This window comes from Arthrobacter koreensis (genome assembly GCF_035792275.1).
GTDB classification, from domain to species: Bacteria; Actinomycetota; Actinomycetes; order Actinomycetales; family Micrococcaceae; genus Arthrobacter_B; species Arthrobacter_B koreensis_A.
Genome location: NZ_JAMWKK010000019.1, coordinates 18,220 through 36,671 on the forward strand (window position 1 = coordinate 18,220; position 18,452 = coordinate 36,671).

Genomic DNA, 18,452 nt, shown 5'->3' on the forward strand with positions numbered 1-18,452 from the left:
GGTCCCGCCCGGAAACCGGACGGGACCTGCTGCGTCGCTCGTTGCGTTACCGCTGCACGGCACCAAAACGCTCGGCAGCCAGCGCGACGGCGGCGGCCCGGGATTCGGAGGCCTCATCGGCGGTCAGCGTGCGGTCCGGCGCCCGGAAGCGAAGGGCGAAGGCCAGGGACTTGTGCCCCGGTTCGATGCCCTTGCCCGTATAGACGTCGAACAGTGCGATGTCTTCTAGCAGCTCGCCGGCACCCTCGCGCAGGGTTTCCAGCACAGCTTCGGCCGGGATCTCCGAGGCCACGATCAGCGCCACGTCCTGCGTCGTGGCCGGGAAGGTGGAGATTTCCTTCGCCACGATCACGTCCGGTGCGGCGTCGAAGAGGGCATCGGCGTTGAGCTCCAGTGCCACCGTGCGGGCCGGCATGTCCCGGGCTGCGAGCAGCTTCGGGTGCAGTTCGCCCGCGTAGCCGACGGTTTCACCGCTGCGCAGCGAGATCTTGGCGGTGCGGCCCGGGTGGAAGGCCTGGTGCTCGCCCTGGCTGATGACCAGTTCGACGCCGAGCACGTCGCCCATGAGCCGGGCGGTGTCGACGGCGTCGGCCCAGTCCCAGGTGCGTGGGGTGTGGCCCGCGCCGGCCGGTGACTCATGGCCGGTGAACAGCACACCGATGTGCAGCGGCTGGTCCGGAATGCCGTTGTACAGGCCGTCCAGGACCTCCTCGGACGGCTTGATGCCCAGCGGCGGAATCGACTCCGTGCCGTTCTGCTCCCCGGGGAGGAACACGAGTGCGGATTCGAAGAGCGCCAGGTCGCGGAAGCCGCGCGAAAGGTTCCGCTTGGCGACGTCGAACAGGCCCGGCAGCACCGAGGTGCGCAGGCAGCCGAACTCGGCAGACAGCGGGTTGGCCAGCTTGACCGCCGGGCGCTCTTCGCCGGCAACCGGGGTGCCGAAGGTGTTGTTGTCCGCTTCGGTGACGAAGGGGTAGGACAGCACTTCGGTGAGGCCCGACGCCGCGAGGGACTGGAGCAGGCGGCGCCGCTGCTGCTGGATGCGGGTCAGGCCGCGTCCGGGAGGAGCCACCGGAAGGGTGGAGGGAATCTTGTCGTAGCCCACCAGCCGGATGATCTCCTCGGTCAGGTCCTCACGGGTTTCCAGGTCGGTCCGCCAGCTCGGAGGAAGAACCCGGTAGCCGCCGTCGGCCTTTTCAACGTCCGCACCCAGGTCGGTGAGGGTGCCGGTGATCTGTTCTTCGGTGAAGTCCAGGCCGATCAGCTTGGCCGGGAAGTCCGCAGGCAGGAAGATGCTGCGGGTTTCCGGGGCGGTGCCGGCGTCGGTGATGGACTCGTCGGCGATGCCGCCGGCCAGTTCCACCAGCAGATCGACGGCGCGCTGGGCAGCGATGTCCGCGACGTACCAGTCAACGCCGCGTTCGAAGCGCTTGGAGGCTTCGGACGGGAGCTTGTGGCGGCGGCGCGAGCGGCCAATCGAGACTTCCTCGAAGTGTGCTGCCTCGATGAGCACGTTTTGCGTGGCGTCGGAGACCTCGGTGGCGGCCCCGCCCATCACGCCGGCGATGCCAATGGCACCGGAGCCGTCAGTGATCAGGAGGTCCTCGGGGTCCAGGGTGCGGACCTTGTCATCCAGGGTCTTCAGCGTCTCGCCCGGGTTGGCGCGGCGGACAGTGATTTCGCCGGTGAGCTTGTCCAGGTCGTAGAAGTGCAGCGGCTGGCCGAGCTCGAGCATCACGTAGTTGGAGATGTCCACGACCAGGGAGATGGAACGCATTCCGGCCAGGCGCAGGCGTGAGGACATCCACGGCGGCGTCGGGCGGGTCGGGTCCACGCCGCGGACGGTGCGGGCGACGAAGCGGTCGCATCCGGCCTTGCCGTAGATCGGGGCTTCGTCGGCCAGGCGCACCGGGAACCCGGCGCCGTCGGCTTCCGGAACCTCCACCGTGGCGGCGGGGTCGGTGAACTTGGTGCCGGTTGCGTGGGCGTACTCGCGGGCAGCGCCGCGGATGGAGAAGACGTAGCCGCGGTCCGGGGTGACATTGATTTCCGCGGCCTGGTCGTAGAGACCGAGCAGCTCCATCGCGTCCGTGCCGACCTCGGGATCGAGTCCCAGGGTGGAGAGCACCAGGATGCCGTCGTGGTCTTCGCCAATGCCGAGTTCACGCACGGAGGCGATCATGCCGGCGGAGACGTGGCCGTAGGTCTTGCGCGGGCTGATCCGGAAGTCCCCGGGCAGCACGGCGCCGGGCAGGGTAACAACTACCTTGTCCCCTACCTCGAAGTTGTGCGCACCGCAGACGATGCCCTGCACGCCGGACGGGTCAATGCCGTCGCCGGTGAGTGTCTGCTCGGCGCCCTCGGGCACCACACGGACGGAGCACCAGTTGATGGTCTTGCCGTTCTTCTGCGGCTCGGGCTCCTTGGAGAGCACCTGGCCTACAACGATTGGGCCGGAGAGTTCGTCGGTGGGACGGTGGACGTCCTCTTCCTCCAGGCCAACCTTGACCAGCTCTGCCATGACGTCTTCGGCGGTTGCGTCCGCCGGAACCTGGGCATACTCGCGCAGCCAGGAAAGTGGGATTCTCACTTAGATCTCCATCCCGAAGTGTTCGCTGAAACGTACGTCGCCTTCGATCATGTCCCGCATGTCGGATACTTCGTTGCGGAACATGAGGGCACGTTCAATGCCCATGCCAAAGGCAAAACCTGAATAGACCTCGGGGTCGATTCCCGCGGCGCGCAGCACGTTGGGGTTGACCATGCCGCAGCCGCCCCACTCGATCCAGCGCGGGCCGCCCTTGGCACCGGGGTGCCAGATGTCCAGCTCGGCGCTCGGCTCGGTGAACGGGAAGTAGTTCGGGCGCAGCCGAACCTTGGCTTCGTCGCCGAAGAGCACCCGGGTGAAGTGCTCCAGGGTGCCGACCAGGTCTGCCATGGTCAGGCCCTTGTCGATGGCCAGGCCTTCGAACTGGTGGAACACGGGGGTGTGCGTGGCGTCGAGCTCGTCGGTGCGGAACACCTTGCCCGGGCAGAGCACGTAGATCGGCAGGTCGCGCTCGAGCATGGAGCGGACCTGTACCGGGGAGGTGTGCGTGCGCATCACCAGGTGTGCCTCGGGAGGCTCCACGAAGAAGGTGTCCTGCATTTCGCGGGCGGGGTGGTCCGGCTTGAAGTTCAGCGCGTCGAAGTTGAACCATTCGGATTCAACCTCGGGGCCTTCGGCGATTTCCCAGCCCATGCCCACGAAGATGTCGCTGACGCGGTCCTGCAGGGTGGAAAGCGGGTGGCGTCCGCCCATGCTGCGGCGGCGCGGCGCGGCGGTGACGTCGACGGCTTCCTCGACGAGGATCCGGGCGTCGCGCTCGGCTTCCAGCTCCACGGTGCGGGCGGCGAGCGCCTGGTTGATTCGTCCGCGGGCCGGGCCGACTACCTTGCCGGCTGCTGCCTTCTGGTCCTTGGGGAGTCCGCCGATCTGGCGGTTCGCCAGGGACAGCGGAGACTTCTCGCCGGTGACGGCGATGCGGACGTCCTTGAGGGCATCCAGGTCCGCTGCAGCTGCGATGGCTGCGAGCGCTGAATCAACGGCAGCCGCGATGGCTGACTCGTCGAGCGGATTGGGTGCCGCGTTGTCTGGGGAGTCCGTCCCCGGTATGGAATTCGACATGTACCGTTCTTACCTGTTTCCGGCCGTGTTGATGTGGATGATGAGCTCAGGGTGCTGCAGGCAAAGGCAGACAGCCTGCGGCTACCAGTCTAACCAACTCATCTTCCCCGCCCGGGCAGTGTGAAGACGCGCCTCTCCCCTAGCATGGGCGCATGAGCCCATCCCTGCCCCGTCTGCAGTCCCTGCGCCGCGCGGCGAACCTGGTCAACGGCACGACGGCGGCAGGGCTGCTGGCTGCCCGGCTCGGCCGGGTTCGGGTGCGCCCAGGCCCCGGAGGCCTGCTGCTCGGAGAGGGCTGGAATCTTCCCCTCCCGCATGCTGCGGCGTTCACCCTGGGCAACGTGATTCTCTACCGTTCCCGGGTTGCGCGGGCGTTCGACGCCGGACCCTCCTCGGCGCTGCTGCGGCACGAGGCCCGGCACAGCTCCCAGTACGCAGTGCTGGGACTGGCTTTCCTGCCGCTGTACTTTGCGGCCGCCGGGTACTCCAGACTGCGTGCCGGCGACCCGGCGTCGTCGAACATCTTCGAAATCATGGCCGGACTATCCGACGGCGGCTACCGTCCCAGCCGCCGCCTCTCCCGCCGTCGAAAGGGGGGAAGAGGGTAGGCGCTGATTAGAACATATGTTCTAATGAGTGCATGAGGTGGCAGGAACAGGAACCAAAGGCAGCACCGTCCGCAGACGCGCTGCTCCCCCTGCAGGGACTCGTCCGGTCGGTCCAGACGCCGGGGTTCGCGGGAGTGACCTTCCATGAGGTCCTCGCCAAGTCCGTGCTGAACAAGGTTCCGCGCACCTCCTCCATGCCCTTCGGCTGGACTGTGAACCCGTACCGCGGCTGCAGCCATGCCTGTGTGTACTGCTTTGCCCGCAAGACGCACAGCTACCTGGACCTGGATACCGGCGCCGATTTCGACAGCCAGCTGGTCGTGAAGACGAACGCCGCCGAAGTGCTGCGGCGCGAACTGGCCCGCCCCTCCTGGCAGTACGAGCACGTGGCCATGGGCACCAACACCGACCCGTACCAGCGGGCGGAGGGCCGCTACAAGCTCATGCCCGGAATCATCCGCGCCCTGGCGGACAGCGGAACGCCCTTCTCGATCCTGACCAAGGGAACACTGCTGGCACGCGACCTCCCGCTCCTGGCCGAAGCATCGCAGCAGACCAGCATCAGCATGGGTATTTCCCTGGCCCTGCTTGATCCGGACCTTGCACACCGGGTTGAGCCAGGCACCCCGTCGCCGAAGGCCAGGCTGGACCTGATCCGGCGCATCCGGGATGTCGGCATGGACTGCAATGTGATGGCCATGCCGATCCTGCCCTGGCTGACCGACGGCGACGAGTCGCTGGACGCGCTCTTCTCCGCGCTGGCCGACGCCGGTGCCACCTCGGTCACGGCCGGCGCCCTGCACCTCCGCCCTGGAGCGCGCGAGTGGTACCGGGAATGGCTCGCCCGCGATTATCCGCAGCTTTCGGCGCGCTACGACAAGCTGTACAACGGCGGCACATATGCCGCCAAGGATTACCGCCAGTGGCTCGCGGGACGCATCACCCATTTCAAGAAGCGGCATGGCTTCGCCGGCAAGAACCAGTTCCTCGCCACCCGCGGCGCCGCCCGGCCGGCTCCGAAGACAGCGGCAGGCCTGCCGGTCGCTGCCGGAACCCTTTTTTAGTTCCCGCCAGGCCTTGACCGATGCGGCGGCGAGTCCTAAGTTACAACCAAATGGTTGTAGATGCGTTGTCAGATGAAGCCGTGAACCGCCTGTTCCATGCCTTGGCGGACAGCACGCGCAGGGATATCCTGCGACGTGCGGCCGCCGGCGAGCTGTCGGTATCGCGGCTGGCCGAGGCCTATCCCATGAGTTTCGCGGCGGTGCAGAAACACGTTGCGGTCCTTGAAGCGGCAGGCCTGGTCTTCAAGGTTCGCCGCGGGAGGGAACAGCTCGTGAGCACCGCACCGGACGCCGTCGACCAGGCACACCGCGCGCTGGACGCGCTGGCTGAGGCCTGGGAAGGCCGGCTGAACCGGATGTCAGACCTGCTGCGGCAGGAAACGCCGGGGAATCCACCCGGAGGCAGGAAGAGACGCCATGAGCGTGAAGAGCATTGACAAGGATTATGAGGCCCTGACCATTACCGCACTCGCCGAGTTCGAGGCAGCACCGGAAAAGGTCTGGGAGCTCTGGGCGGATCCGCGCAAGCTGGAGGGCTGGTGGGGGCCGCCAACCTACCCGGCCACGGTCCGGGAGCACGAGCTGTCCCCCGGCGGCACCGTCACTTACTTTATGACCGGCCCGGATGGGAAGACGTATCACGGCTGGTGGCACGTGCTGGCCGTCGATCCGCCCAGGCAGCTCAGTTTCCGGGACGGGTTTGCGGACGAAGACGGGACCCGGCGGGAAGACATGCCGGTCACGGGCGTGAGCGTCACGCTTACTGCCCGGGACGGCGTAACAGCTGTAGAAGTTGTGACGTCCTTTGCCGACCGCCCGCAGATGGATGAACTGATCTCCATGGGCGCGGTGGAAGGCGCCGCCGAGGCGATGTCCCAGATGGACGCGGTCCTCGCGGGCTAAAACCCGGGCACCCCGGCCGGATCAGCTCAGGCGGATCCTGCCGGGGGCTGCCCCGCGGCCGCGCGGACCGCCGTGACAATTGGAAGGTCAGCCGGAATCCACGGCAGTTCAGCCAGCTCCGGGGAATCCAGGCCGACCCAGCGCAGCTCATCGTGATCCTCAAGCGGCTGCGGCTCCCCGGCCTTCACCTCCACCAGCCAAACCCGCATGGCTGCTTTCGGATTCAGCGGCCAGCCCTGGTCCAGCGGTCCGGTAACCTCAGCTCCCAAAAACACTTCGACGCCGAGTTCCTCGCTGAGCTCACGGTGCAGCGCTGCTTCACAGGTCTCCCCCGGCTCAACCTTGCCGCCCGGGAACTCCCACATGCCCGCGTAGGCTTCCGGAGCGGTACGGCGGGCAGCAAGCAGGCTCCGCGGCTGGCCCAGGTCATCCACGATCGCGGCTCCGACTACCTGCTTCAGTTCTGAATTCGACACAGATCGAGTCTACGGGGCGTGCTGGCCTAGACTTGGAAGGAACGGCATCGTGGCCGTTTGGCCCCCGGCCAGCGGCAGCATTCGTCCTTCCGTACCGGCCCCGGGTCCGCCAGACGCGCCCGTGCCTCATCCACGGCTCCGCGGCAACCGCTGATCCGAAAGCACCCCCAGCACATATGCCTTCCCTGCGCGTAGCGACGCCCAAAACCCGCCACGTATCCCTGGCCATCACGGCCCTTGCCGCCGGTGGTTTTGCCATCGGCACCACCGAGTTCGCCATCATGGGCCTGCTGCAGGAGATGGTCGCCGAACTCGGTGTGTCCGTCCCTGAAGGCGGCCATGTCATCTCTGCCTACGCCCTCGGCGTGGTCGTCGGCGCACCGCTGCTGGCTGCGGCCGGTGCCAAAATGCCCCGCAAGTGGCTGGCCCTTGGACTGATGGCGTTCTTCGCCGTCGCCAATCTTTCGTCCTTCATTGCCCCGGACTACGGCTGGCTGCTGGTCACCCGGTTCCTCTCCGGGCTGCCGCACGGCGCGTTCTTCGGCGTCGCGGCCGTCATCGCCGCGTCCCTGGTTGCGCCCACGAAGCGCGGCTGGGCAATCTCCATGGTCATGCTGGGCCTGAGCATCGCCAACGTGATCGGGGTGCCGTTTGCGACCTGGCTGGGACAGCTGGCCGGCTGGCGCTGGATGTTCGTCCTCGTCGGTGCCATCGCGCTGCTGACAGTCGCCCTGGTGGCCTGGTTCGTGCCCTTCCAGGCCGCACACCCGGATGCCAGCATCCGCCGCGAGCTCAGCGCCCTGCGCCGCATGCAGATGTGGCTGGCCCTGCTGGTCGGCACCGTCGGCTTCGGCGGATTCTTCGCGGTTTACACCTATATCTCCCCCACCATGACCGAGGTGGCCGGCTTCTCCATGGGCGTGCTGCCGCTGATCGTTGGGCTCTACGGCGTAGGACAGGTGGTGGGCAACATCGTGGGAGGCCGGATCGCCGACCGCTCCGTGATGGGCAGCATCTACGGCGTCCTCGCCGGCACCGTGGTCATTCTGGCGGTCTACGCCTGGGGTGTGCAGTACAAGGCCGGCGCGATCATCCTGGTCTTCCTGGTCGGCGCTATTGGCTCCGCTCTGACGCCGGCACTGCAGACGCGCCTGCTCGACGTCTCGCCCGGCGCCGCGTCGCTGGCCTCATCGCTCAACCACGCCGCACTGAACATGGCCAACGCACTGGGCGCCATGGCCGGAGGCCTTGTCATCGCCTGGGGCTGGGGCTTCCGCTCACCGGCAATCGTCGGTGCCGTCCTGGCACTTCTCGGGCTGGGCGTGGCCCTGCTCAGCGGCGCCTTGGACCGCCGTCGTCCGGGCAGCTCGTCTGGCTCCGCTTCAGCAGCCGAACACGCGCCGTCGGCCTCCCGCTGACGGCGGCCAGGCGGACATACAAACGCGCTCACAGCGCAGGACGGCAGCCCGGACCACGCACGCCGGAGCGCGCTGCCCCGGGCCTGCTTTAGCGGTTCTGCGCGCGGGCGGAGGCGTAGAGGCAGACGGTTGCCGCCGTGCCCACGTTCAGGCTCTCAGCCTGCCCGTAAACAGGCACCGCTACGCGGTAGTCGGCGGCTTCAAGCTCGTCCTCGGCCAGGCCCTGGGCTTCATTGCCAAACAGCCAGGCGGAAGGGTCTTCAAGCCGCGGACCGGCCTCACCAGGCGCGTCGGCGGCGGATGACAGGCGGCGCAGCGCGGAGGAATCCTGGAGTGCGTCCAGGTCCTGGCTGCCGTAGCCGTCCGCGGCGAGGATTGTGATGCCGGCTTCGTGCAGCCGGGAGGAAAGTTCAGCGAAGTTCACGCCCGATACGACGGGCAGGTGGAACAGTGAGCCGACGGTGGACCGTACGGCCTTGGGATTGTGGATGTCCACGCTGGAGGCAGTGAGGATCACGGCATCCGCGCCGGCTGAGTCCGCCGCACGCAGGATCGTTCCGGCGTTGCCGGGGTCCCGTACCTCGCACATGACGGCGAGGAGTTTGGGCCGGGCGGCCAGTACGTCATCCAGCGACGGGGACTGGATACGGCACACGGCCACAATCCCCTGCGGGGTAACGGTGTCTGCCATGGCGGCCAGGACTTCGTCCGTGGCCAGGCGCAGGGTGGTCTGTTCGGCAAGTTCGGCCAGTTCGGGGAGGCGGTCCAGGCAGGCCTGGGTGGCATAGGCCTCGACCACGACGCCGTGGCGCCCTCCCGTGAGAGCGGCGCGGTGCGCAATCAGGGCCTCGCGGACAGCCTGCGGACCTTCGGCCAGGAAACGGCCGGTCTTTAAACGCGCCGAACGCCCCGCCAGCTTCGCTGCTTCCTTTACCCGATCGGCTCGGGGATTGGACATCAGCGGCGCTGGGGAGCGTCCGGCGTCAAACATGTTCAGCAGGTACCGAAATTAGCCCTGGAACTTCTGGCGGGCTTCGCCGCCAGCAGGCTCCAGGCCGGCAGCCTTGGCTGCTTCCACGGAGTTGAACCAGTACTCAGCTTCAGTCTGCTCGTACCAGGTGGAACCCGGAACGTGGTACTTGCCGGTTGCGGCACCCTTGATGACGTAGCCCTCGGGAGCTTCGCCTTCGGAGGCCTTGAAGCCGCCGTCGGCAACAGCAGCAGTGGCAGCCGGGGCGGCCTTTGCAGCGGGAGCAGCCTTGGCGGGAGCCTTCTTGGCAGCCGGAGCTGCAGCAGCAGCGGCCGGAGCGGAGGTGTCGGACGGCAGTGCGTCCTTGGCAACCTGAACCAGGGTGGCGAATGCGTTGGCGTCGTTCACGGCCAGCTCGGCCAGCATGCGGCGGTCAACCTCGATCTCAGCAGCCTTCAGGCCTTGGATCAGACGGTTGTAGGTGAGGCCGTTAGCGCGGGAAGCAGCGTTGATGCGCTGGATCCACAGGCGGCGGAAGTCGCCCTTGCGCTTGCGGCGGTCACCGTAGCTGTACACGTACGAGTGCAGCAGCTGCTCTTTGGCCTTGCGGACCAGGCGCGAACGCTGTCCGCGGTAGCCCTTGGCGCGCTCGAGGATTACCCGACGCTTCTTATGGGCGTTAATCGCCCGCTTCACACGTGCCACGTGCGTACTCCTTAGAAATAGTCCCGCGCACACTACCGGTGCTGCGGCCCGTCCTGGGCCGCGGGAAAGTTAGTTGATTGGTGGAGCAGTCCTTTGCAAGACCGTCCGAAAAGATCAGATCGGTTACTTGCCGAGCATCTTCTTGATGACCTTGGCCTCGCCCGGGGTGACGATCTTGTCACCGGCGAGACGGCGGGTCAGGCGGGAGGACTTGTGCTCCAGGTAGTGGCGGCGGTTGGCCTGCTGGCGCTTGAGCTTGCCGGTACCGGTCAGCTTGAAGCGCTTCTTGGCGCCACTGTGGGTCTTCATCTTCGGCATGGGAACCGATCTCCTTTGGTTTCCGCGGTACGAACCCGCGGGGATATGGGCACCTGCATCAGGTGCCAGGGTTTCCTAGGGACGCCTGGGCGTTCTAGCGGTGTTGCGCGGTGGCCTACTCCGCTGTGCCAGGCTTTTTCTGGCCTGCACCGGATGCCGGTGCCTTGCCAGCAGGCTTGGGTGCAGCTGCCGGCTTCGGCCGGGCAGCGGGCTTCGGCGCAGACGGCTTCACAGCTGTCGGCTTCGGCACTGCCATCGGCTTGGGCGCTTCTGCCGGCTTTGCAGCGGCAGGTGCCGCAGCAGGCTTGGCAGCCTGTGCCGGCTTGGCGGCAGCAGCCTTCGCTGCTTCCTCGGCACGGCGGGCATCGGCAGCAGCCTTGTCCGCAGCAGCCTTGGCGGCCTGTGCTGCCTTTGCCTTCTCTGCCTGCTCCTGCTCAGCTCGGGCCTTGTCGGCCTCCGCAGCGGAGGAACCAAGGCGCAGGCCGTCCGGCAGCAGATCTGCCAGGCTCTGCGTCATGGGCGCCTTGTCGGCACTGGTATCAACCCGTGCCGGAGCTTCGCCCTTCTTGGCGGCTTCGTTGGCAGCCTTGGCCTCGGCGCGCTGTGAGGCGCGGCGGGCTTCAGCCTTGGCCTCGGCCTTGTTCTTCAGGGGGCCGATCACCATGACCATGTTCCGGCCGTCGATGCGGGGGCTGGACTCAACCACACCCACCTCGGAGACGTCCTCAGCGAACTTCTGCAGCAGACGGATACCCATCTCCGGGCGCTGCTGCTCACGTCCACGGAACTGGATCATGGCCTTGACCTTGTCACCCGCGGCGAGGAAGCGAAGCGCGTGTCCGCGCTTGGTCTCGTAGTCGTGGGTGTCGATCTTGAGGCGGAAACGGATTTCCTTCAGGACCGTGTTGGTCTGGTTCTTGCGTGCCTCACGGGCCTTGACTGCGGCTTCGTACTTGTACTTGCCGAAGTCCATTAGTTTGCACACCGGAGGCTTGGCCTGCGGTGCTACCTCTACAAGATCCAGGTCGGACTCCGCTGCCAGGCGAAGGGCGTCCTCGATCCGGACCACACCTACCTGTTCCCCAGCCGGTCCTACCAACCGCACCTCAGGGACACGGATCCGATCATTGATTCTTGGCTCGCTAATGTTGCAGCTCCTGTTTGACTCAAAACGGCTACCGCCTGCAACTGAAGAAGGCCCCCAATTGCACGCGCAATCGGAGGCCTCGAGGATCGGCCGGCACTGCGAAACAGTGCGCTTCCAGCGGTCATCCGAAGATGCTGCCCCGGAAGGGCCGACCAGAACCCGGCAACTCTGATCCTGCCGTGAGGCTGGATTAATCAGGCTGACGCGGGTGGGAGAGTCTCCGCTTGCATACCGGTGCCGTTACCTGCAACAGCAGCCCACTGATTTTCATCATGTCGGTGAGCTGGGCGCAAATAACGTCTACCGGTCGGTCTGTGACAAGCTTACCAGTATGAGTACCCCACAGAGCAATCCGGCTGGCGATTCTGCCCGCCATTCCTTCCCCGGAACCTCCGAAGAAGAAACCCACGCCCACTCCCAGAGCCCCGTTTCGGCGCAGGTCCGCGACATCGCCGAAGTACCAGCGGTTGAAGTCATCACCACCGCTGCCGTGCACCTGATGAGCGCTGCAGCCGTGAAGTGCGGCCTTGCCGACGGCGCTGACGCCGAAGAACTCAAGGACCTGGATGAGGCCCGCAAGCTGATTACCGCCCTGGCCGGCTTCGTTACCGCCGCCGCTCCGGAGATCGGCAGCCAGCACGCCGGACCGTTGCGCGATGGCCTGCGGTCCCTGCAGCTCGCTTTCCGCGAAGCTTCCTCCGTCCCGGATGCTCCGGGCCAGGGCCCCGGCGAGAAGTTCACCGGCCCCGTTAACTAGTTTCCCGCGCAACGGACGGGGCCCGAAGAGTTCGCTCTTCGGGCCCCGTCCGGCTTTAAGGCAGCTGCCGGCTTAGACCAGGGTGCGCCGGGCGTTGACCACGGCGCGGGTCCCCAGCGTGAGGAGCACCATCAGCGCGGCGGCAGATCCGGCGAAGGCAAAGCCTGCCCACGGACCCACCAGGTCGATCGCGGCACCGGCCAGCGGTGCGCCGATGGCGGTTCCCGTGGTCAGGGCGGAGCCGTACCAGCCCATGGCCTCGCCGCGGCGTTCTTCCGGAACGAGGTCGGCCACACGCTCGGAAGCGGCGGAGAGCACCGGAGCGCACAGCAGGCCGCCGGGGATGGAGAGCAGCGCCAGGCTGAGCGTGTCAGTCGCCAGGGACATCGGCAGGGTAAGGACGGCCATTGCGAGCAGGAGCAGCATCGGGGAAACCCGCCGCTTCATGGCGCCGTAGATGAGGCCGCCTACCAGCGAGGCGAAGCACCAGACGGCAAAGACGATGCCCAGCTGCCCGGGGTTTCCGGAGGCTTCAACGAGGGCAACGATGCCGACGTCGCTGCTCGCCAGTAGCAGGCCCGCACCGGCCGCAACAACAAAGACCACGGCAACGCTGAGCGTCATCCAGGAGAATCCTGCCTGGATCCGGGCGAGCAGCCCGCCGCGCAGCTTCGGGTCCTCAGCCTCTGCGGCAGCGCCGGCTGCCTGTGCCAGCTCGGCTGCCGGTTCGCCCAGATGCGCCGGAGCCGAGGAGACGACCGCCGCCGTGGCGGCCTCGACGTCGTGCTCCGGCGCTTCCAGGGAGTCAGAACGGGTGGGCGGGTTGAACCACATCAGGAACAGGCCGGCACCGGCCGTGCACAGACCCACCAGGGTGAGCCCGACGGCGGTGGAAACGGAGGTCGCGAGGACCGCGCCTACGGCGGGGCCGCCCATGAACACCACTTCCGTGGCAATCGAATCCAGGGTGAACGCCGTCCGCCGCTTGTCCCCCGTCGCGAGGATGCCCAGCGACTGGCGGACAACACTGAATACCGGCAGCGTGAAAACGCCGCCGATCAGGGCCAGCACTAGCAGCCATTCATAGCTCACGTGCGGGGCAACGGACCAGATAACCGCTTCGGAGATCACCGACGGGATCAGCGCCCTGCGCAGTCCCACGTTATCCACCCGCCGGCCGCGCCAGGGAGCGCCGACAGCGATGCCGATGGTCACCAGCGCCGCTACCGCTCCGGCGGCGGCATACCCCTTGTCCAGGGTGAGCACTACGTGGAGGGTCAACAGCACACCGGCCGCAGCGTGCGGGAAACGCGCGATCATACCGACCAGGAGCAGACGGCGGACTGGGACGATGGCCAGCAGGTCCCGGTAGACACTAAAGTTCACTGCACTTCTCTTCTGGCCGTTTCGGCCGGTCAGCGCGTGATTTTCAGTTCCAGGGAATCAACGCGCTCAACGAATTCAGGATGGCTGGCAAGGCGCTGCTGCAGCGCTGCTGCGAGGAACTGGACACCTGCCGCATCCAGTCCCGGTGCCAGCTGGAGGATGATCCTCAGTTCCGGCCCGGCGCCCCCGCCGGAAACCAGCGTACCCTCTGCCGTGCGGGAGGCTACGCCGCCGCCTGCGGTGAGGCGCACCTGGCGCACTGCGGACTCCTGGGCGGCTGCCCCGGTAACGATCCCGGCCAGCGCCGGGTCCTCATAGGAGGGAACCCAGGCCCGCTGCTGCGCCAGGGCCCACATGGCCGGCCGGCGGACCACGAAGGTCACATCGCTCCCGGGGTCGATGACCAGCAGCTGGGCTTCCTCCGAGACGGCGGACAACGCCGCCCGCGGCGCATACACCGCCACCGGGCGGGCCTCGGGATGCCAGCGCGAGAGCGCATCAACGGAGGAGAAAACCGGCAGTGCCTTGCGGCCGTCGGGGGCCGTGAGGGTCACCAGGGCAAGGTCTGCTTCCTTGTCCGCGGTGAGCCCGTGCTCCGACGCCGTTTCCTCGCCGAGGGTCGCCACGATTGCCACATAGACGCGGGCTGTGGCCAGTGATTCGATCACACCCGCTTCGGTACCGGTCCCCGCCACGAGCGCCTGGACGGCGCTGGCGTACCCGGCATCGGGCTGTCCGTCGTCCTTGTCGAACTGGTGCAGCGGGTTGCCCTCGCCCTCCAGGCTGCGCCCGGCCCAGGGTACACCGGCGGAGTCCGCCGGCCCGCCGGCTGCGGCCAGTGCTGCGGCAATATGCCCGGGCAGTTCGCGCTTAGCCACCGGAATTAGCGCTCCGGGTGACCGGCGACGTCGAACGCCTGGGGAAGCGTGAAGGCACCGGCGTACAGCGCCTTGCCGACGATGGTTCCTTCCAGGCCCAGCGGTACCAGTTCGCGAAGGGCAGCCAGGTCGTCCAGGCTGGAGATGCCGCCGGAGGCGACGACCGGACGGTCGGTGCGTGCCAGCACGTCGCGGAGCAGGTCCACGTTCGGGCCGCGGAGGGTTCCGTCCTTGGTGACGTCGGTGACGACGTAGCGCGGGCAGCCGGCGTCTTCCAGGCGGGCGAGAACCTCCCAGAGGTCCCCGCCTTCCTTGGTCCAGCCGCGGGCGGCCAGCGTGGTGCCGCGGACATCCAGCCCGACGGCGATTGCGTCGCCGTAGCGGGCGATGGCGCTGGCGGTCCATTCCGGGTTCTCGAGGGCGGCCGTGCCAAGGTTCACCCGGCGGGCACCGAGTTCCAGTGCCTTCTCCAGCGAGGCATCATCCCGGATGCCGCCGGAGAGCTCCACCTTGATGGACAGTTCCTCCACCACGCGCTTGAGCAGCGGCAGGTTGCTGCCCCGGCCGAAGGCTGCGTCCAGGTCCACCAGGTGCACCCACTCGGCGCCGTCGTTCTGCCAGGCCATGGCAGCATCCAGCGGATCGCCGTAGCTGGTCTCGGAACCTGCTTCGCCCTGGACCAGGCGGACGGCCTGGCCGTCGGCTACGTCCACGGCAGGGAGCAGTTCGAGGATGGGTGTTTCAGTGAGGGACATGGTCCTGCTTTCAGTGATTAAGCCGGCTCAGAGGCCGAGGGTAAGGACGTAGGCGCCGAGCAGGGACATGCCTGCCAGGATCCAAAAACTGATGGAGATCAAACGCGGCATGCCCTGCCGGCGGAAGGAGATGGCTCCGCCGATCAGCAGGCCGGCCAGACCCATGAGGACAACACTCCACATGGCCTAGCCCAGTCCCTTCAGCCAGTTCTCCAGCAGCGCCGCTCCGGCGTCCCCGGACTTCTCCGGGTGGAACTGGGTGGCGCTGAGCGGACCGTTCTCCACTGCGGCAACAAACGGCCCGCCGTGGTTGGCCCAGGTCACCAGCGGCGGCTGCATGGCAGGCTGCGTGACGTCGAAGTCCCACTTCTGCACGCCGTAGCTGTGCACGAAGTAGAAGCGTTCGTCCTCGATTCCGGCAAACAGGCGCGAACCGGCGGGTGCCTCGACCGTGTTCCAGCCCATGTGCGGTACGACGTCGGCGGCCAGACGCTCCACGACTCCGGGCCATTCGCCCATGCCCTGCGTCCGGACACCGTGCTCCACTCCTTCATCGAACAGGACCTGGAGGCCCACGCAGATGCCGAGCACGGGGCGGCCGCCGGCAACCCGGCGTCCGATCATGCGGATCGCATCAACATCCTTGAGCCCCTGCATGACCGCAGCGAACGCACCGACGCCGGGAACAACCAGGCCGTCGGCTTCCAGGACGTCCGAGGACTTGGAGCTTAGGGTGACGTTCGCGCCCACCCGTTCCAGTGCACGGACGGCGGAGTGGATGTTCCCCGATCCGTAGTCAAGGACCGTGACGTTCCGGCTCACAGCGCACCCTTCGTGGAGGGAATGCCCTCAACGCGGGGATCCGGCTCCACGGCAGCGCGGAGCGCGCGGGCGAAGGCCTTGAACTGGGCCTCCACAATGTGGTGCGGATCCCTGCCGCCCAGCACGGTCATGTGCAGGCAGATCTGGGCGTGCAGGGTGATCGCTTCGAAGACATGGCGGGTCAGCGAGCCGGTGAAGTGGCCGCCGATCAGGTGGTATTCCTGCCCGGCAGGTTCGCCGGAGTGCACCAGGTAGGGGCGGCCGGAGATATCGACGACGGCGTTGGCCAGCGCCTCATCCAGCGGAACAGTGGCTTCGCCGAAGCGGCGGATGCCGGCCTTCGAACCCAGCGCAGTCTTCAGTGCTTCGCCGATGCTGATGGCCACGTCCTCCACGGTGTGGTGGACGTCGATGTGGATGTCGCCGGTCGCCTTGACTGTGAGGTCGATCAGCGAGTGCTTGGCCAGCGCGGTAAGCATGTGGTCGTAGAAGGGCACGGACGTGCTGATATCCGAACGGCCGGTGCCGTCCAGGTCCAGTTCCACGAGGACGGATGATTCGCTGGTGGTCCGCTCGAGGCGGGCCGTACGGCCGGTGGCGGTCTCCACGGTCATGAAAGGTTCCTTTGGAAGAAGTGGGCTCTGGTTACCAGTCTAGTGTTTTCGCACCCTGCCGGTGCTGACGGGTGCGCTAGGCGGAAAGCAGTTCGCGCAACGCGGTGAGGAAGGCAGTGGTTTCAGCTTCGGTGCCGGCGGTGACCCGCAGATGACCGGGAATTCCGACATCCCGGATCAGCACGCCTGCGTCGAGCAGACCCTGCCAGATCTTCCGGGGATTCCCGAGTCCGCCGAAGAGCACGAAGTTGGCATCCGACTCCGCGGGCTTCAGGCCCATCTCAGTCAGCTCGGCGACGATCCGGTCACGCTGGCCCTTGATGTCCTCCACGTTGGCCAGCAGCGCATCGGCGTGGTCCAGTGCGGCGTTTGCAGTGGCCTGCGTTACGGCAGAGAGGTGATACGGCAGGCGGACGAGGCGGAGCGCATCGGTGACCTCCGGCGCCGCGGCCATGTACCCGAGCCGGGCCCCGGCCAGGGCGAAGGCCTTGCTCATGGTCCGGGAAACGATCAGCCGCTCCCGGCCCGGGAGCAGGGACAGCGCACTGGGAGCGCCGGCATGCGAGAACTCGGCGTAGGCCTCGTCCACAATCACGATGGCGCTGCTCGCCTCACCTGCCTCGTAGACAGCTTCCACTACGTCCAGGCCGAGGGCGGTGCCGGTCGGGTTGTTCGGGGTGCACAGGAAAACGATGTTAGGCCGCGCCGCCCGGACCTGTTCGGCGGCCGACGAGGCGCTAAGCGTGAAATCGGCAGCACGGGTGCCGGTGATGTACTCGGTGCCCGTCCCGCTGGAAAGCAGCGGATACATGGAATAGGTGGGCGGGAAGCTCATGGCGGTGCGTCCCGGTCCGCCGAACGCCTGCAGGATGTGCTGCAGCACCTCGTTGGATCCGTTGCCTGCCCAGATATTCTCCACACCCAGCCCGTGGCCAAGATAGGCGGCCAGGCGTTCACGCAGTTCCGTGAACTCGCGGTCGGGGTACCGGTTAAGCCCGGTTACGGCTTCGCGCACTGACGCCGTGATCGCCTGTGCGACTTCCGGTGGCAGCCCATGAGTGTTTTCGTTGACGTTCAGCAGGATCGGCACTTCCAGCTGCGGAGCCCCATAGGGGGTCTGGCCCCTCAGGTCGTCACGCAGGGGAAGTCGGTTGAGTTTTTCCAGCTGTTCGCTCACCCGTCCAGCTTAAGGCGCAGCCCTGCGGGGCGCAGAATCGGCCGTAAAGGTGACGGGCCGCTGCGGGCGCCCGAGTGATGCTGAAAGGGCTAGCCGGCGACCGGAATGTACAGCTGGACGCCGGCGGGAACCACGGCATCGGAGAGGTTGTTGAGCTCCATGATGTCCGCGACGACGGCACGGGGGTCGCGCTCGGGTGCGTACTGGCTGGCGAGGCTCCAAAGGCTGTCTCCGGTGCTCACGCTGACCTGCTGGGTCCGCGTCACCTCCGCCCCGTCGCTGGAGGCCAGGGCCGGAGCGGTGAAGAAGCCCACGAAGGTCAGCAGCGCAGCTCCACCGAGCAGGATCGGAGCGCCGACCAGCAGGAGGCGGCCGCGGCGGGTGAGCTTCAGCGGACCTTCCGGCGTCTGGCGCCCTTCGCCTGCGGGGCGGTCAGCAGACGGCCGGGCCTGGACGGAACGCGCTCCGGAACGTGACGGAGCGGAGATGGAACGGATGGAGCCCAGTGAAGTGCGGGCTGCCGCAAACTGAACGGACATGGCAAAACCTTTCCGGTCCGAGTCCTCTCCGTACCGGCACACACCCGGCTTCGAAACTGGATTCGAACTGTTGGCATCTTCGAATCGAATATGTATTCGATTCCTGCTGTTTCCTTTTCTAGCATCTATCTACGAACGCTGTCGAGACTCACTCGAACAAATGTTTGAAAATGACCTGCCGCTCCCCTAGCGTGGGTATCGGCGGAAACCTTCGAATACTGCCGGTTCGGTCCGCTCTGCTGGGCAGG

Annotated in this window: 21 protein-coding genes; 6 read left to right on the plus strand and 15 right to left on the minus strand. The window is 66.9% G+C overall.

From position 1 onward, the window contains the following. Positions 1–46 precede the first annotated feature (46 nt). A complete protein-coding gene (gene pheT / locus NGB94_RS15820) occupies positions 47–2,590 on the minus strand; it encodes a phenylalanine--tRNA ligase subunit beta (RefSeq protein ID WP_325791659.1) in 2,544 nt (847 codons plus the stop codon). Further along, positions 2,591–3,667, minus strand: a complete 1,077-nt coding sequence (pheS, locus tag NGB94_RS15825) for a phenylalanine--tRNA ligase subunit alpha (protein WP_325791661.1) — start codon at positions 3,665–3,667, stop codon at positions 2,591–2,593. Between the two features lie 152 nt (positions 3,668–3,819). Here pheS and NGB94_RS15830 point away from each other — a divergent pair, with 152 nt between their 5' ends. From NGB94_RS15830 to NGB94_RS15845, 4 genes are read left to right on the plus strand one after another with little or no spacing between them, the layout of a single operon-like run. After that, positions 3,820–4,275 (plus strand): hypothetical protein, encoded by a 456-nt coding sequence (locus NGB94_RS15830; RefSeq protein ID WP_325791662.1) that lies wholly within the window; start codon positions 3,820–3,822, stop codon positions 4,273–4,275. 32 nt (positions 4,276–4,307) lie between these two features. Beyond that, the gene (locus tag NGB94_RS15835; RefSeq protein ID WP_325791664.1) at positions 4,308–5,339 is read left to right on the plus strand and encodes an Rv2578c family radical SAM protein; all 1,032 of its coding nucleotides are present in this window, start codon (positions 4,308–4,310) and stop codon (positions 5,337–5,339) included. Between the two features lie 50 nt (positions 5,340–5,389). After that, entirely contained in the window at positions 5,390–5,776 is a 387-nt protein-coding gene (locus NGB94_RS15840) for a metalloregulator ArsR/SmtB family transcription factor (protein WP_325791666.1), read from the plus strand. Continuing rightward, positions 5,757–6,242 (plus strand): SRPBCC domain-containing protein, encoded by a 486-nt coding sequence (locus NGB94_RS15845; RefSeq protein ID WP_325791668.1) that lies wholly within the window; start codon positions 5,757–5,759, stop codon positions 6,240–6,242. Before NGB94_RS15840 ends, NGB94_RS15845 begins: the two co-directional genes overlap by 20 nt. A gap of 26 nt (positions 6,243–6,268) precedes the next feature. Here the strand turns inward: NGB94_RS15845 and NGB94_RS15850 are convergent, their stop codons facing one another. Beyond that, a complete protein-coding gene (locus NGB94_RS15850; protein ID WP_325791669.1) occupies positions 6,269–6,718 on the minus strand; it encodes a (deoxy)nucleoside triphosphate pyrophosphohydrolase in 450 nt (149 codons plus the stop codon). 176 nt (positions 6,719–6,894) lie between these two features. Here NGB94_RS15850 and NGB94_RS15855 point away from each other — a divergent pair, with 176 nt between their 5' ends. Then, the gene (locus NGB94_RS15855) at positions 6,895–8,136 is read left to right on the plus strand and encodes an MFS transporter (protein ID WP_325791670.1); all 1,242 of its coding nucleotides are present in this window, start codon (positions 6,895–6,897) and stop codon (positions 8,134–8,136) included. 88 nt (positions 8,137–8,224) lie between these two features. On the opposite strand, the gene NGB94_RS15860 is transcribed toward NGB94_RS15855, so the two are convergent. The 4 genes from NGB94_RS15860 to infC form a co-directional block, all read right to left on the minus strand. Continuing rightward, entirely contained in the window at positions 8,225–9,127 is a 903-nt protein-coding gene (locus NGB94_RS15860; protein WP_418910669.1) for a TrmH family RNA methyltransferase, read from the minus strand. Between the two features lie 18 nt (positions 9,128–9,145). Then, on the minus strand, positions 9,146–9,811 hold the full coding sequence (rplT, locus tag NGB94_RS15865; RefSeq protein ID WP_325791674.1) for a 50S ribosomal protein L20: 666 nt from the start codon (positions 9,809–9,811) through the stop codon (positions 9,146–9,148). Positions 9,812–9,934: 123 nt separating this feature from the next. Continuing rightward, complete coding sequence (gene rpmI, locus NGB94_RS15870) at positions 9,935–10,129, minus strand: 50S ribosomal protein L35 (protein ID WP_055240480.1); 195 nt, start codon at positions 10,127–10,129, stop codon at positions 9,935–9,937. A 115-nt stretch (positions 10,130–10,244) separates the two neighbouring features. Continuing rightward, positions 10,245–11,234 (minus strand): translation initiation factor IF-3, encoded by a 990-nt coding sequence (gene infC, locus NGB94_RS15875; protein WP_418910670.1) that lies wholly within the window; start codon positions 11,232–11,234, stop codon positions 10,245–10,247. Between the two features lie 373 nt (positions 11,235–11,607). Here infC and NGB94_RS15880 point away from each other — a divergent pair, with 373 nt between their 5' ends. Continuing rightward, positions 11,608–12,033, plus strand: coding sequence for a DUF1844 domain-containing protein (locus NGB94_RS15880; protein WP_325791676.1), 426 nt, complete (start codon positions 11,608–11,610; stop codon positions 12,031–12,033). Between the two features lie 72 nt (positions 12,034–12,105). Here NGB94_RS15880 and NGB94_RS15885 read toward each other — a convergent pair whose 3' ends face one another. The 8 genes from NGB94_RS15885 to NGB94_RS15920 form a co-directional block, all read right to left on the minus strand. After that, on the minus strand, positions 12,106–13,419 hold the full coding sequence (locus NGB94_RS15885) for an MFS transporter (protein WP_325791677.1): 1,314 nt from the start codon (positions 13,417–13,419) through the stop codon (positions 12,106–12,108). 29 nt (positions 13,420–13,448) lie between these two features. Continuing rightward, entirely contained in the window at positions 13,449–14,297 is an 849-nt protein-coding gene (locus NGB94_RS15890; RefSeq protein ID WP_325791678.1) for an SseB family protein, read from the minus strand. Between the two features lie 5 nt (positions 14,298–14,302). Beyond that, a complete protein-coding gene (gene priA, locus NGB94_RS15895; protein ID WP_152275249.1) occupies positions 14,303–15,052 on the minus strand; it encodes a bifunctional 1-(5-phosphoribosyl)-5-((5-phosphoribosylamino)methylideneamino)imidazole-4-carboxamide isomerase/phosphoribosylanthranilate isomerase PriA in 750 nt (249 codons plus the stop codon). A gap of 27 nt (positions 15,053–15,079) precedes the next feature. Next, on the minus strand, positions 15,080–15,235 hold the full coding sequence (locus NGB94_RS15900; RefSeq protein WP_325791680.1) for a hypothetical protein: 156 nt from the start codon (positions 15,233–15,235) through the stop codon (positions 15,080–15,082). Between the two features lie 3 nt (positions 15,236–15,238). Beyond that, positions 15,239–15,874: an imidazole glycerol phosphate synthase subunit HisH gene (hisH, locus tag NGB94_RS15905; protein WP_325791681.1), complete on the minus strand. Its 636-nt coding sequence runs from the start codon at positions 15,872–15,874 to the stop codon at positions 15,239–15,241. Continuing rightward, on the minus strand, positions 15,871–16,488 hold the full coding sequence (hisB, locus tag NGB94_RS15910) for an imidazoleglycerol-phosphate dehydratase HisB (protein ID WP_325791682.1): 618 nt from the start codon (positions 16,486–16,488) through the stop codon (positions 15,871–15,873). The genes hisH and hisB overlap by 4 nt, the downstream gene beginning before the upstream one ends. Before the next feature lie 76 nt (positions 16,489–16,564). Further along, entirely contained in the window at positions 16,565–17,665 is a 1,101-nt protein-coding gene (locus NGB94_RS15915) for a histidinol-phosphate transaminase (RefSeq protein ID WP_325791684.1), read from the minus strand. Positions 17,666–17,754: 89 nt separating this feature from the next. Next, a complete protein-coding gene (locus NGB94_RS15920) occupies positions 17,755–18,204 on the minus strand; it encodes a LysM peptidoglycan-binding domain-containing protein (protein WP_325791686.1) in 450 nt (149 codons plus the stop codon). Positions 18,205–18,452 lie beyond the last annotated feature (248 nt).